The sequence below is a fragment of the Streptomyces fulvorobeus genome, from assembly GCF_013167895.1.
Taxonomy (GTDB): Bacteria; Actinomycetota; Actinomycetes; order Streptomycetales; family Streptomycetaceae; genus Streptomyces; species Streptomyces fulvorobeus.
Map to the genome: position 1 here is coordinate 4,304,186 of NZ_BLWC01000001.1, position 12,179 is coordinate 4,316,364.

Annotated in this window: 13 protein-coding genes; 5 read left to right on the forward strand and 8 right to left on the reverse strand. The window is 70.7% G+C overall.

Translation table 11 applies throughout. From position 1 onward, the window contains the following. The first annotated feature begins 310 nt into the window (after positions 1-310). Positions 311-1,777 (forward strand): sensor histidine kinase, encoded by a 1,467-nt coding sequence (locus Sfulv_RS19575; protein WP_173318030.1) that lies wholly within the window; start codon positions 311-313, stop codon positions 1,775-1,777. Between the two features lie 176 nt (positions 1,778-1,953). Here the strand turns inward: Sfulv_RS19575 and Sfulv_RS19580 are convergent, their stop codons facing one another. After that, the gene (locus tag Sfulv_RS19580; protein ID WP_003953983.1) at positions 1,954-2,211 is read right to left on the reverse strand and encodes a WhiB family transcriptional regulator; all 258 of its coding nucleotides are present in this window, start codon (positions 2,209-2,211) and stop codon (positions 1,954-1,956) included. A 319-nt stretch (positions 2,212-2,530) separates the two neighbouring features. Continuing rightward, positions 2,531-3,499 (reverse strand): diacylglycerol/lipid kinase family protein, encoded by a 969-nt coding sequence (locus Sfulv_RS19585; protein WP_173315833.1) that lies wholly within the window; start codon positions 3,497-3,499, stop codon positions 2,531-2,533. A gap of 212 nt (positions 3,500-3,711) precedes the next feature. Between Sfulv_RS19585 and Sfulv_RS19590 the strand changes: the two genes are divergently transcribed. Further along, positions 3,712-4,089 carry a hypothetical protein gene (locus Sfulv_RS19590; protein ID WP_371874722.1) on the forward strand — a complete coding sequence of 126 codons (378 nt, stop codon included), beginning with the start codon at positions 3,712-3,714 and terminating at the stop codon, positions 4,087-4,089. Between the two features lie 70 nt (positions 4,090-4,159). Here Sfulv_RS19590 and Sfulv_RS19595 read toward each other — a convergent pair whose 3' ends face one another. The 3 genes from Sfulv_RS19595 to Sfulv_RS19605 all read right to left on the reverse strand — a co-directional run bounded on the left by Sfulv_RS19595 (position 4,160) and on the right by Sfulv_RS19605 (position 6,013). After that, the gene (locus tag Sfulv_RS19595) at positions 4,160-5,113 is read right to left on the reverse strand and encodes an RNA polymerase sigma factor SigF (protein WP_371874689.1); all 954 of its coding nucleotides are present in this window, start codon (positions 5,111-5,113) and stop codon (positions 4,160-4,162) included. After that, on the reverse strand, positions 5,110-5,523 hold the full coding sequence (locus Sfulv_RS19600; RefSeq protein ID WP_173315837.1) for an ATP-binding protein: 414 nt from the start codon (positions 5,521-5,523) through the stop codon (positions 5,110-5,112). Before Sfulv_RS19600 ends, Sfulv_RS19595 begins: the two co-directional genes overlap by 4 nt. A gap of 229 nt (positions 5,524-5,752) precedes the next feature. Beyond that, a complete protein-coding gene (locus Sfulv_RS19605; protein ID WP_173315838.1) occupies positions 5,753-6,013 on the reverse strand; it encodes a UBP-type zinc finger domain-containing protein in 261 nt (86 codons plus the stop codon). Positions 6,014-6,048: 35 nt separating this feature from the next. On the opposite strand from Sfulv_RS19605, the gene Sfulv_RS19610 reads away from it, so the two are divergent. Next, entirely contained in the window at positions 6,049-7,650 is a 1,602-nt protein-coding gene (locus Sfulv_RS19610; protein WP_173315840.1) for a Na+/H+ antiporter, read from the forward strand. A 21-nt stretch (positions 7,651-7,671) separates the two neighbouring features. On the opposite strand, the gene Sfulv_RS19615 is transcribed toward Sfulv_RS19610, so the two are convergent. After that, the gene (locus Sfulv_RS19615; protein ID WP_173315842.1) at positions 7,672-8,472 is read right to left on the reverse strand and encodes an aminotransferase class IV family protein; all 801 of its coding nucleotides are present in this window, start codon (positions 8,470-8,472) and stop codon (positions 7,672-7,674) included. Positions 8,473-8,610: 138 nt separating this feature from the next. Here Sfulv_RS19615 and Sfulv_RS19620 point away from each other — a divergent pair, with 138 nt between their 5' ends. Then, positions 8,611-8,991, forward strand: a complete 381-nt coding sequence (locus Sfulv_RS19620) for a MerR family transcriptional regulator (RefSeq protein WP_173315844.1) — start codon at positions 8,611-8,613, stop codon at positions 8,989-8,991. A gap of 9 nt (positions 8,992-9,000) precedes the next feature. Here the strand turns inward: Sfulv_RS19620 and Sfulv_RS19625 are convergent, their stop codons facing one another. Both Sfulv_RS19625 and Sfulv_RS19630 read right to left on the reverse strand, forming a co-directional pair. Next, positions 9,001-9,894 (reverse strand): 1-aminocyclopropane-1-carboxylate deaminase/D-cysteine desulfhydrase, encoded by an 894-nt coding sequence (locus tag Sfulv_RS19625; RefSeq protein WP_173315846.1) that lies wholly within the window; start codon positions 9,892-9,894, stop codon positions 9,001-9,003. A gap of 22 nt (positions 9,895-9,916) precedes the next feature. Beyond that, complete coding sequence (locus Sfulv_RS19630; protein ID WP_173315848.1) at positions 9,917-10,507, reverse strand: N-acetylmuramoyl-L-alanine amidase; 591 nt, start codon at positions 10,505-10,507, stop codon at positions 9,917-9,919. A 252-nt stretch (positions 10,508-10,759) separates the two neighbouring features. On the opposite strand from Sfulv_RS19630, the gene Sfulv_RS19635 reads away from it, so the two are divergent. Further along, positions 10,760-12,166, forward strand: coding sequence for a family 2B encapsulin nanocompartment shell protein (locus Sfulv_RS19635; protein WP_173315850.1), 1,407 nt, complete (start codon positions 10,760-10,762; stop codon positions 12,164-12,166). Positions 12,167-12,179 lie beyond the last annotated feature (13 nt).

Genomic DNA, 12,179 nt, shown 5'->3' on the forward strand with positions numbered 1-12,179 from the left:
GGCGCCAGGACGGGACCCTCAGCCCGTCCGGCACCGCAGCCCGGAGTGAGACCGGCCGGTGGTGTGCGGTTCCCCCGGCCGAGGAGGCACCGGCGCAGTCAGGGCAGAGAGAGCCGGGTGCCTCGATCCGTTCTCCTGTGCGGGGAGAACGGAGGTCTTCTCGTGCATTGTGGACTAGACCAATCGCCCCTGTCCATCCGTGTGCACCACGATTCGGCGAAACCAACCGCCTGCCCTCCCTCACGTCGCCGAGGGCCGATCGGTTCGGAACCTCCGAGTATCCACGGGTACGCTCGCACACGTGCCCTCCATGAACGACCTCGTCCGCCAGCACACAGCCCTGAGCGACACCGACCTCGAATGGCTCCATCTGCTGGTCTCGGAGTGGCAGCTGCTCTCCGACCTCTCCTTCGCCGACCTCGTCCTGTGGGTCCCCACCCGCGACGGGACCCGTTATGTGTCCGTCGCGCAGATGCGGCCCAACACCGGGCCCACCTCCTACCAGGACGACATGGTCGGCCATCTGGTGCCGCGCGGCCGGCGCCCCCTGCTGGACGCCGCGCTGGACGAGGGCCGGATCGTGCGCGAGGGCGACCCGGAGTGGCGCGAGGAGGTGCCCGTACGGGTCGAGTCGATCCCCGTACGCCGCGAGGGCCGCGTCCTCGGGGTGATCGCCCGCAACACCAACCTCCTCACCGTCCGTACGCCGTCCCGGCTGGAGCTCACCTACCTCCAGTCCGCGTCCGACCTGGCCCAGATGATCGCCGCCGGTTCCTTCCCCTTCCCGGGCCAGCAGGTCGACATGGACGCGTCGCCGCGGGTCGGTGACGGGCTGATCAGGCTCGACGCGGACGGCATCGTCCAGTACGCCAGCCCCAACGGCCTCTCCGCCTACCACCGCCTCGGCCTCGCCTCCGATCTCGTCGGCCACCACCTCGGCACGACGACGGCCGAACTCGCCCCGTCCCGGGGGCCGGTGGACGAGGCCCTGGTCAAGGTGGCCAGCGGGTACGCACCCCGCGAGTTCGAGGTCGAGTGCGCCAGCGGCGTCATCCAGCTGCGGGCCATCCCGCTCAAGCCCAAGGGCGTCCGCATCGGGTCGCTCGTCCTCCTGCGGGACGTCACCGAACTGCGCCGCCGCGAGCGGGAGTTGATCACCAAGGACGCCACCATCCGGGAGATCCACCACCGGGTGAAGAACAACCTCCAGACGGTGGCCGCCCTGTTGCGCCTCCAGTCCCGCCGGATGGATTCCGAGCAGGGCCGCGAGGCGCTCAACGAGGCGGTACGGCGCGTCGGTTCGATCGCCATCGTCCATGAGACGCTGTCTCAGAACCTGGACGAACGGGTCGAGTTCGACGAGATCGCGGACCGGGTCATCGCGATGGTCGCGGAGATCTCCCCGGGCAAGGTCACCTGCCGTCGCACCGGACGCTTCGGAATCCTGGACGCGGAAGTGGCCACTCCGCTTTCGATGGTCCTCACCGAGGTGCTGCAGAACGCCCTGGAGCACGCCTTCACCGTGGCGGAGCGCGGCACGGTCGAGGTCTCGGCGGTGCGCGGCGGAGCGCCGTCCGACGCCCGGCTGCTGATCACCGTGTCGGACGACGGGCGCGGACTGCCCGAGGGCTTCGACCCGAAGCGGGCCGGCAATCTCGGCCTCCAGATCGTGCGGACCCTGGTGGAGAGCGAGCTGGGCGGCAGCTTCGACATGGTCCCGGGTCCGGAACACGGCACCCAGGTGATCCTGGACATCCCGGTGGTCTCGGACAAGTAGCCGAACGCCGGGGCGGCGCACAGCAGTGGGCCCGGACCGTGGTGACGGTCCGGGCCCACTGCTTGGCATGTGCGTTGCTATGCGCTACGGGGTACTGCGCGCTGCGACTCGAAGGCGGGGCTGTGCGTACGCTCTGTACGCGCCGCCGGGCTGAGGCTCGTAGCGGGTGGCGTCGGTCAGGCGCTTGCGTTGCGCGCCCGGTTGCGAGCGGCACGGCGCTTCATTGCGCGGCGCTCGTCCTCGCTGAGGCCACCCCAGACGCCGGAGTCCTGGCCGGACTCGAGCGCCCACTGCAGGCACTGCTCCATGACGGGGCAGCGACGGCAGACGGCCTTGGCTTCCTCGATCTGCAGCAGCGCAGGACCGGTGTTGCCGATGGGGAAGAACAGCTCCGGGTCTTCCTCACGACAAACGGCGTTGTGACGCCAGTCCATGGCTGCTACCTCTCCTCGGTACTTCAAGCTCGTGGCTTGTGAATGTGAACGCTTTCACGAATCCCTCCACAGACACAGGGCCGACTTCCAGATGAACTGGTTGTGGTCTTGTCAGTGAGGAGGGGTTCTGGCTTTCAGTGGAGGCCGGTGTTGCGGGCCGTCCCGATCGCCATGTAGAGATTCGCAAACCTCGGCTGCGGATACAACCCCTTCTGGAAAGTTTTTTTTGATTCCTCGGTGTCGACTCGGTCACAGCCGTACTTCCATGGGGTGGGGGCCAGCCCAAACGTTCGAGTCAAAGGACTTTGGGCGCTTCCACTCACACAATCACACGCAGTGCACGGCGTACGCCTGTGAACGTCACGCTCGTACGCAGTCCCAGGTGGTCGCCGTCCATCTGGAAGGGTAGTGGAGCCTTTGAATGCAAGGTGAAGTCGGTGAGGTCATGAAGTGAAACCGCGTGCTTGCCGTGCGGGCCCTTCTCCGGGCTCGAAGTGAGCAGCTGGGTCGCGTAACGGGCGACCGCCGCGGTGGAGAGGCGCTTCAGGCCGAGGACGTCGAGGGCCGTGTCGAAGGAGGCCCTCGGCGAGGCGTACATCGGGCGGTTCCCCAGGTAGGTCCAGGGGGCGGTGTTGCAGATTATGGCCAGCGCCAGGTCGGTGACAGGGGCCTGGCCGGGCACCTCAAGCGTGATCTGGCCGTGCCGTCTGTGGGGCTCGTCCAGGAACTGGCGGGCCACCTGGCGCACGTACAGCGCATGCGTCGAACGTTTACCGCGCTCGCGCTTCTGTTCGACTCGGCCGATCACACCGGCGTCGAACCCCAGACCCGCACAGAAAGTGAACCAGCGCTCCGGTACGCACTCGTCCTCCGTGCCAGGTGTGCCGGCCGCCAGGCCCAGGCCCACCGTGCGCTCACTGCGCTGCTCCAGGGCGTCCAGAATGGCGCCGGTGGCCTCCACGGCGTCGTTGGGCAGCCCCAGGGCCCGGGCGAAGACGTTGGTGGAACCGCCGGGGACCACGGCCAGACTCGGCAGGTTGTCCACATCCGGCCCCTTGTGCAGCAGCCCGTTCACGACCTCGTTGACCGTGCCGTCGCCCCCCAGGGCGACCACCAGGTCGATGTCGTCGGAGTCGGCGGCCCGGCGGCCCAGGTCCCGGGCGTGGCCACGGTACTGCGTGGTCACCGCCTCGATCTTCATCTCGCTCGCCAGGGCGTGGATCAGGACGTCACGGGTCCGCGCACTGGTAGTCGTGGCAGCTGGGTTGACCACAAGGAGTGCGCGCATGTCGGCCAGACTACCTACCGCGGGACACCGGCCGGACGGCCGGCATCCCTGTGCTCACACCCGGTGACGGGCCGTGCACCTGCGGGGCGCTCCGGACCCCGGCTTCACTTTCACCCGAAAAAGATGCCAGTCTGCATGGCGTGAGCATTCAGGAGAACACGCCCTCTTCCCCGTCGGCGGCCCGACCGGAGAAGCCGGGCAGGATCGCCGTCGTGGCCGGACTCAACGCCCTCGAAGGGGCGGCGCTCGCCGTAGGCGGGATCTACATGGTGGTCATGGGGCTGCTCGGCCGTCCCGACAGCCCCCAGCAGGCGGAGATGGGCGGACTGACCCTCGTCGCACTCGGCCTGATCCCGCTGTGCGCCGCTCGCGGGCTGCTGCTGCGGCGCGGCTGGAGCCGGGGGCCCGCGCTCGTCACCCAGCTGATGGCCCTGCCGGTCGCCTGGACGCTGCTGCGGGCGCAGGGCGCGCTCATCCCGGCGGGTGTCGTCCTCGCGGCCGTCGCCGTCACGGCCCTGGCACTGCTGCTCAGCCCGACGACCACTCAGGCGCTGGGCATCCGGGGGCCGCGTACGACCCCCGACGCCTGAGCCCCGGGCACTGCTCCTGGACGGCCTGTTCCTATGCGGCCGGCTCCGGGACGGTCTGCCCCGGGACGGTCTACTCCTCGACGAGAAGCCGCTCGCGCAGCTGCGCGAGGGTGCGGGCCAGCAGCCGCGAGACGTGCATCTGCGAGATGCCGACCTCCTGGGCGATCTGCGACTGGGTCATGTTCCCGAAGAACCGCAGCAGCAGGATGCGCTTCTCACGCGGCGGCAGGCCCTCCAGCAGCGGTTTCAGCGACTCGCGGTACTCGACGCCCTCCAGCGCCTCGTCCTCCGAGCCCAGGGTGTCCGCCACGGCGGGGGACTCGTCGTCCGTGTCCGGGACGTCCAGCGACAGCGTGCTGTAGGCATTGGCCGATTCCAGCCCCTCCAGCACCTCCTCCTCGGAGATGCCCAGCCGCTCCGCCAGCTCGTGCACGGTAGGAGAGCGGCCGTGCTGCTGGGAGAGCTCGGCGGTGGCCGTGGTCAGCGAGAGCCGGAGCTCCTGGAGGCGCCGGGGCACCCGTACGGCCCAGCCCTTGTCACGGAAGTGGCGTTTGATCTCCCCGACGACCGTGGGGGTCGCGTACGTCGAGAACTCCACGCCCCGGTCCGGGTCGAACCGGTCGACCGACTTGATCAGACCGATCGTGGCGACCTGGGTCAGATCGTCCAGCGGCTCGCCGCGGTTGCGGAACCGGCGGGCGAGGTGCTCAACGAGCGGCAGGTGCATCCGCACCAGCCGGTTGCGCAGCTCCGCCTTCTCGGGCGAGCCGTCGGGCAGTTCCCGCAGCTCGATGAAGAGTGCCCGCGCCGCACTGCGGTCGCGTGGATCGTGATGCCCGTGCTCGCTCATCTGGACCGTCCGCTCTGCCTGCGACTGCTCCACCGCGGCCGTACGGCCTTGCGTCCCGTCCGACCCGTCCACCGGGTGCGGCCGGGCCTGCTGCTCCGGGATGCCTGTCGCGGGCACCACCCCGGGGCGGATCGTCTCGTCCCGCACAGGTCCGTCCCCGTTCCCGTCGCTCACGCCGGCCCGGGTCCCGCGCCGCGCTGCTTGTAGAGGCTGATGGTGACCGTACGGTCATCGGCGACCGTGGAGTCGACCTTCCCGGCCAGTGCCGAGAGCACCGTCCAGGCGAAGGTGTCGCGCTCCGGCGCGCGGCCGTCCGTCGTCGGCGCCGACACGGTCACCTCGAGCGAGTCGTCGATGAGCCGGAACACGCAGCTGAGGACGGAGCCGGGCACGGCCTGCTGGAGCAGGATCGCGCAGGCTTCGTCGACCGCGATGCGGAGATCCTCGATCTCGTCGAGAGTGAAGTCCAAGCGCGCCGCGAGGCCGGCCGTGGCCGTTCGCAGCACCGACAGGTAGGCACCCGCAGCGGGCAGCCGGACTTCTACGAAGTCCTGATTCCCGGGCTCGCCTGCGATCTGGGACACCCTCACCTCCAAGTGGCACAAACTCTTTCGAGGCTCCGGGAAGAGGCCCGGAGCCATGCGGTCGGTCGTCGGTTCCTGGTGCGGCGACGCTATCGCGATCCATGATGCCGTGTCGCCGAGGCCCCACCTGATACTCGTCACTCATGGTAAGCACATGAGTACGCACAGTGGCTAGGGGTCTGCGGCGGTCAATTACGAAGAACCGGCGCCGGTTTGACGTACCCAGACGTCAGACGATCGAACCGTCCCTGAAGCACCAGCGCCAGCTCTCGCCCTTCTCGAAGCTCCTCATCACCGGGTGGCCGGTCGTCTCGAAGTGCGCCGTTCCGTGCCGCAGGGGCGAGGAGTCGCAGCATCCGACGTGCCCGCAGACGAGGCAGAGCCGCAGCTGCACGGGGTGGCTGCCGACCGCCCGGCACTCCAGGCAGGTCTCACTGAGCGCGGCGGGTTCGGGGTGCGGAAGTTCCTGAAGATGCGGGCACTCACTCATGATGTGCAGGTTACGACGGATGTGAGGACCGTGAGATGGATGCTTTGCCGCTGGTGGCGCTGGTCGCGGCCAGTGCGGCGGTGGCGGGGGCCGCGCGCAGGACCCCCGTGCCCGCCCCGCTGCTGCTGGTCGCCGCGGGGCTGCTGGCCTCGTACCTGCCCGGTGTGCCGACGTACACCCTGGACGCGCACATCGTGCTGCCGCTGCTCCTGCCGCCGCTGCTCCACACGGCGGCGGTGGACAGCTCGTACCTCGATCTGCGGGCCAACGTCCGGCCGATCGCCCTCCTGTCGGTCGGGTACGTGCTCTTCGCGACCCTCGCGGTCGGATGGCTGGCCTATCTGCTGGTTCCCGGCCTGCCGCTGACCGCCGCCCTGGTGCTCGGGGCGGTGATCGCCCCGCCGGACGCCGTCACGGCCGCCGCGATCGCGCGGAGGGTGGGGCTGCCCGGCCGGGTGACGACGATCCTGCAGGGCGAGTCCCTGGTGAACGACGCCACCGCGATCACCGCCTTCAAGGTCGCCCTCGCGGCGGCCGTCGGCGCGGGCGTCAGCTGGGGCGCCGGGATCGGTGAGTTCCTGCTGGCCGCGGTCGGCGGCGTCGCTGTCGGACTCCTGCTCATGGTGCCGCTGCACTGGCTCCGCACGCACCTCAGGGAAGCGCTCCTGCAGAACACGCTGTCCCTGCTGATCCCCTTCGTGGCGTACGCGGCGGCGGAGCGGGTGCACGCCTCCGGGGTGCTCGCGGTCGTCGTCGTCGCGCTGTACCTGGGACACCGCTCCTGGCAGGTCGACTTCGCCACCCGGCTCCAGGAGGCCGCGGTCTGGAAGATGGTCGCCTTCGTCCTGGAGTCCGCGGTCTTCGCCCTCATCGGGCTGCAACTGCCCTTCGTACTGAAGGGCCTCGGAACGTACGGCGTGGGAGAGGCGCTCTGGTACGCGTTCGCGGTCTTCGTCGCGGTCGTCGTGGTGCGGTTCGTCTGGGTCTATCCGGCCACCTATGTGCCGCGATGGCTTTTCAGGCGCATCAGGGAGCGGGAACCCGGGACCGACTGGACCGCGCCCCTGATCGTCGGCTGGGCGGGGATGCGGGGCGTCGTCTCCCTCGCCATCGCCTTCTCCATCCCGATGGCCATGGACGACGGGGAGGACTTCCCCGCCCGCAACCTGGTGCTCTTTTTGACCTTCACGACCGTGATCGGCACGCTGGTGATCCAGGGGCTGACCCTGCCGCTCCTGGTACGCGTACTGAAGCTCCCGGGGCGGGACCCGCGCGCGGACACGCTGGCCGAGGCCCAGGCCCAGAGCCAGGCGTCCGCGGCCGCCGAGGCACGTCTGACGGAACTGCTCGCCGACCGGCACAACAGCCTGCCCGAGCCGCTCGCCGACCGGCTGCGGGCGGTCCTTGAGCGCCGCCGCAACGCCGTCTGGGAGCGGCTCGGCGCGGCCGACCCGGTCACCGGGGAGTCGGCGGACGACACCTACCGGCGGCTCGCACGCGAGATGATCGCAGCCGAGCGCGAGGTCTTCGTCCGGCTGCGGGACGAGCGGCGCATCGACGACGAGATGCTGCGGACGCTGCTGCGCCGGCTCGACCTGGAGGAGGCGGCGGCCTACCGGGAGACGGACGACGCGTAGGGTCCGCGTCCGCCGCGGCCCTCACAGCGGCAGGGCGGGCTCCGAGGCGAAGGCCCGGTGCAGGTGGCTGACGAAGAGCGGGGCTTCCGGGAGGGCGGCCGGGCCGATGCGGCGTACCGGGACGCCCGGGGACCAGGAGTTCATGACGACCGCTCCGGCCAGCGCGGGCAGGTCGCCGAGGGAGATCTCAGCGCTGCGCTGGGGGACACCGAGGTGGTCCAGCCGGCGGCGGACGACGCCCATCGTCGTACCCGTCAGCATCGCGGCGACGGGCCACACCACGCTGTCGCCGTCCCAGAAGGCCAGATTCCAGATCGTCGCCTCGCTCAGCCGCCCCCGCCGGTCGAGGAACGCGGCGTCGTCGAAGCCCTCCGCGACGGCCTGGCGCAGGCGGTAGGTCTTGGCCACCTCGCCGACGTGCTTCACACCCGGCAGCTCCCGTTCGTGCTCGACCGCCGCCAGGGACAGCGGACCCCCGGGGCCGGTGGCCGGGGGTCCCGTACGGATCAGCATCCCGGGCTCCACCTCCGGTCCGGCCACGGTGAACTCGCCCGCCGGGGAGTACACCGCGGCCGTCAGCGAGACGTCGGCGGGACCGGCCCGCAGCGCCGTCCGCAGGTAGGAGCGGACCCGGTCGTCGGGCAGCGCACGCCCGAACATCTCCAGGGAGGCGGACCGCAGCCGCTCCAGGTGAAGGTCGAGGCCCCGTACCCGGCCGTCCCTGACCTGTACGGCGGTGAAGTGGGCGTAACCGGCGAAGGCGAGCGGCGCGAGCTCGTCGGCGGTCGCGGCCACACCGTTGCGTTGGACGACGAAGGGCATGGGGCATCACTCCAGCATCAGCGAGTACCGGCCGGTGTCCGGGGGCTCCCGGGCGTGGTGGTCTTTCGGTGGGGTGACGCTAGGGCTTGACACCGGTGCGAAGGTCAAGACGCGAGGGCGAAGGGACGGCGGGGCAGGATGCTGATCGGGGAGTTGTCCCGGCGTACCGGGGTCAAGGCGCGGCTGCTGCGGTACTACGAGGCACAGGGCCTCCTGGACGCCCGGCGGGAGCCGAACGGCTACCGGGACTACGACGAGGACGCCGTGGTCACCGTGTCGCGCGTGCGGGCCCTGCTGGAGGCGGGCCTGTCCACGGAGGTGATCCGCTCGGTGCTGCCGTGCGTCCGGGGCGAGGTGCGGGGGGCGCCGGAGTTCGACTGGTGCGCCGACCTGCGGGGCATCCTCCAGGGCGAGGTGACGGCCATGGACGAGCACATCGAGAGTCTCCGGCGCACCCGGACCACTCTCACCGGCTACCTGGCGCGGTCGCCCGCCGGGCCTGCCGGCAGCCCCGGGTGAGCAACGCCCCTAGGGGGGCGTTCCCGTGACGACGGCCGCCACGCGGGTCCCCGGGGCGAACGCGCCCTCCCCGGTGAGCGTGGTCAGCGCGTACAGGAGCTTGGCCACGTAGAGCCGCTCGACGGGCAGCCCGTGCCGGTCCTCGAAGTCGTCGGCGAAGGCGTGCAGTTCGGGGGGCGTACGGGCGTAGCCGCCGAAGTGGAACCGCTCGTCCAGCGACCACCGCCCCGCCGGGCCGCCGAACGCCTCCCGCTGCAACTCCCTCACCGCGGCGCCGAGGAAGCCGCCGCGCAGGACCGGCACGCCCAGGGCGCGCTGCCCGGGGCCCAGACCGGCGGCGAGGCCGGCGAGGGTCCCGCCGGTCCCGCAGGCGACCGCTGCCACGTCGGCCCGGCCGCGCAGTTCGCGCCCGAGCTCTGTGCAGCCCTGTGCGGCCAGCGCGTTGCTGCCGCCCTCCGGGATGACCTCGCACTCCCCGAAGAGGCTCAGCAGCCCGCTCAGGACGTCTGGATCGCTCTTCGAGCGGTACGTGGCCCGGTCCACGAAGTGCAGCCGCATACCGTCGGCCGCGCACCGCGCGAGCGAGGGGTTGAGCGGCCGGTGCGCCAGCTCGTCGCCGCGCACGACGCCGACGGTGGGGAAGCCGAGCAGCCGGCCGGCGGCGGCCGTGGCGCGCAGGTGGTTTGAGTAGGCGCCTCCGAAGGTCAGCACGGCGCGGCCCCCGGCGGCGGCGAGGTTCAGGGAGAGCTTGCGCCATTTGTTGCCCGGCAGGTCCGGGTGGATCAGGTCATCGCGCTTGAGCAGCAGTCGTACGCCCCGGCGCGCGAAGCGCTCGTCATCGGCCGGCTGGAGCGGCGAGGGGAGAGTGGGCCGCAGCCGGGGCGCGGGGGGTTCGTGGTGCACGTACGCAGTGTCCCGCAGCGGGTTACTTGAGGCGCTCGTGGATACGGGCCCGCATGGAGGTCATGGAGAAGCCGCGCGGGTCGACCTTGCCCGGCTGCCACTCCCGGTGGCCGATCACGGACGGGGCGCCCCAGCGGTGATGGCGGCAGACCGCGGCCGCCGCCCGCTCGATCGCTTCGAGCTGGACGTCGGGCCACGGGTCCTCGCCGTCGCCGAGGTTCTCGCACTCGAACCCGTAGAAGTGCCGGTTCCCGTCCGTGTTGGCCTCGTTGTCCGCGGGCAGGCGCCGCTCCGCGATCACCGCGCGCAGGACCTCGTCGTCGCCGTACCCGGCGTGGTTGGTGCGGCCGTAGCCGACCAGGTGGACGCGGCCGTCCTTGGCGATCACACCGTGGCAGAGCGGACCCGGGAGGTTCGAGTAGCCGTCCCGGCAGAGCGTGACGGTCCGGGCCGTGCCCCTGGTCACGGTGTGGTGGACCATCACGCCGTGCACCGGGCCCCACGGGCCCCTGTGGTTGCGGTTGTGGGTACGCCAGTCGCCGACCTGGACGACGGTGAGTCCCTCGTCCCTGAGGGTGTCGAGGAATCTGCTCGCGGACATGGGTGATGACATGGCCGGCTCCTTTGGTGCGTGCGGGAGGAATGCGCTACTCCGCTTCTACCCGGACGGCACCCTCCCGGACCCTCCGTTCGGACGCTGTGCGAGCCGATCCGGACACCCCGCGCACTCCGCCACGCGTCGGCCGGGCGAGGCGCCTGCCCCGCTGAAGTCGGATTAGTCGCACTCTTTTGTGTAATGGCGCGCCGACTGCCCTTGCTGAAAGGCTTTTTCGCACAGGTCAGCCCATATCGAGAGGACCGTCAGATGTCCGTTGGTGAAGAGGTTCGCGACACGCAGGTCCCGCCGCAGCAGAGTCTTGGCACGGCGGCCGCGCGGAACCTCGCGACTACCACCAAGTCCGCGCCGCAGATGCAGGCGATCACCTCGCGGTGGCTGCTGCGCATGCTGCCGTGGGTGCAGGTACAGGGCGGTACGTACAGGGTGAACCGCCGGCTGAGCTACTCGGTGGGTGACGGCCGTGTGACCTTCGTGCAGACCGGTGACCGGGTCGCGGTGATCCCGGCCGAGCTCAGCGAGCTGCCCGCGCTGCGCGACTTCGGCGACGAGGAGGTGCTGGCCGAGCTGGCACGGCGCTGCGAACAGCGTGACGCGGGGCCGGGGGAGGTGCTCGCGGCGGCCGGGGACGCGGCGGACCGCGTCTTCCTGCTCGCGCACGGCAAGGTGGAGAAGATCGGCTCCGGCCCCTACGACGACGAGACCGAGCTCGGAGTCCTCGCGGACGGTGCCTATTTCGGTGACCACTCCCTGATCGACGGCGACGCCCACTGGGAGTACACGGCCCGCGCGGTCACCGCCTGCACCCTGCTCACCCTGCGGCGCTCGGACGTGCTCAACCTCGCGGCCCGCGCCGACTCGCTCCGCGATCACCTGGCGGGACTGCTCTCCATCCCGCACCAGCGCACCAACAACTACGGCGAGGCGGCGATCGACCTCTCCGCCGGCCATGTCGGGGAGCCCGTCGTCCCGCACACGTTCGTCGACTACGAGTCCGCCCCGCGCGAGTACGAACTGAGCGTCGCCCAGACCGTGCTGAAGGTCCACAGCCGGGTCGCCGACCTCTACAACCAGCCGATGAACCAGACCGAGCAGCAGCTGCGGCTCACGGTCGAGGCGCTGCGCGAGCGCCAGGAGCACGAGCTCGTCAACAACCGCGAGTTCGGACTGCTCAGCAACTGCGACTACGGCCAGCGCATCCAGCCGCACGACGGCACACCGAGCCCCGACGACATGGACGAACTGCTGTCCCGCCGGCGCGGCTCCAAGCTCTTCCTCGCCCACCCGCGGGCCATCGCCGCCTTCGGCCGCGAGTGCAACAGGCGCGGCCTGATGCCGGAGAGCGTGGAGGTCGGCGGGCATCACGTACCCGCCTGGCGCGGGGTGCCGATCTTCCCGTGCAACAAGATCCCCGTGACGGACGCCCGCACCACGTCGATCATCTGCATGAGGACCGGTGAGGCCGACCAGGGCGTCATCGGACTCCAGCAGAGCGGCATCCCGGACGAGATCGAGCCCAGCCTGTCGGTCCGCTTCATGGGCATCGACGAGCAGGCGATCATCTCGTACCTGGTGACGGCCTACTACTCCGCCGCCATCCTGGTACCGGACGCCCTCGGCGTGCTGGAGAACGTCGAGGTCAGCCGCTGGCGGTGACTCTGCGGAGTGC

Excerpts from the sequence above, each read along its gene's own strand:
- Sfulv_RS19620 (WP_173315844.1), top strand. The coding sequence starts at position 8,611 with ATGCTGATCGGGGAGTTGTCCCGGCGTACCGGGGTCAAGGCGCGGCTG.
- Sfulv_RS19615 (WP_173315842.1), bottom strand. The coding sequence starts at position 8,472 with ATGCCCTTCGTCGTCCAACGCAACGGTGTGGCCGCGACCGCCGACGAG.
- Sfulv_RS19605 (WP_173315838.1), bottom strand. The coding sequence starts at position 6,013 with ATGAGTGAGTGCCCGCATCTTCAGGAACTTCCGCACCCCGAACCCGCC.
- Sfulv_RS19630 (WP_173315848.1), bottom strand. The coding sequence starts at position 10,507 with ATGTCATCACCCATGTCCGCGAGCAGATTCCTCGACACCCTCAGGGAC.
- Sfulv_RS19610 (WP_173315840.1), top strand. The coding sequence starts at position 6,049 with ATGGATGCTTTGCCGCTGGTGGCGCTGGTCGCGGCCAGTGCGGCGGTG.
- Sfulv_RS19585 (WP_173315833.1), bottom strand. The coding sequence starts at position 3,499 with ATGCGCGCACTCCTTGTGGTCAACCCAGCTGCCACGACTACCAGTGCG.
- Sfulv_RS19635 (WP_173315850.1), top strand. The coding sequence starts at position 10,760 with ATGTCCGTTGGTGAAGAGGTTCGCGACACGCAGGTCCCGCCGCAGCAG.
- Sfulv_RS19575 (WP_173318030.1), top strand. The coding sequence starts at position 311 with ATGAACGACCTCGTCCGCCAGCACACAGCCCTGAGCGACACCGACCTC.
- Sfulv_RS19580 (WP_003953983.1), bottom strand. The coding sequence starts at position 2,211 with ATGGACTGGCGTCACAACGCCGTTTGTCGTGAGGAAGACCCGGAGCTG.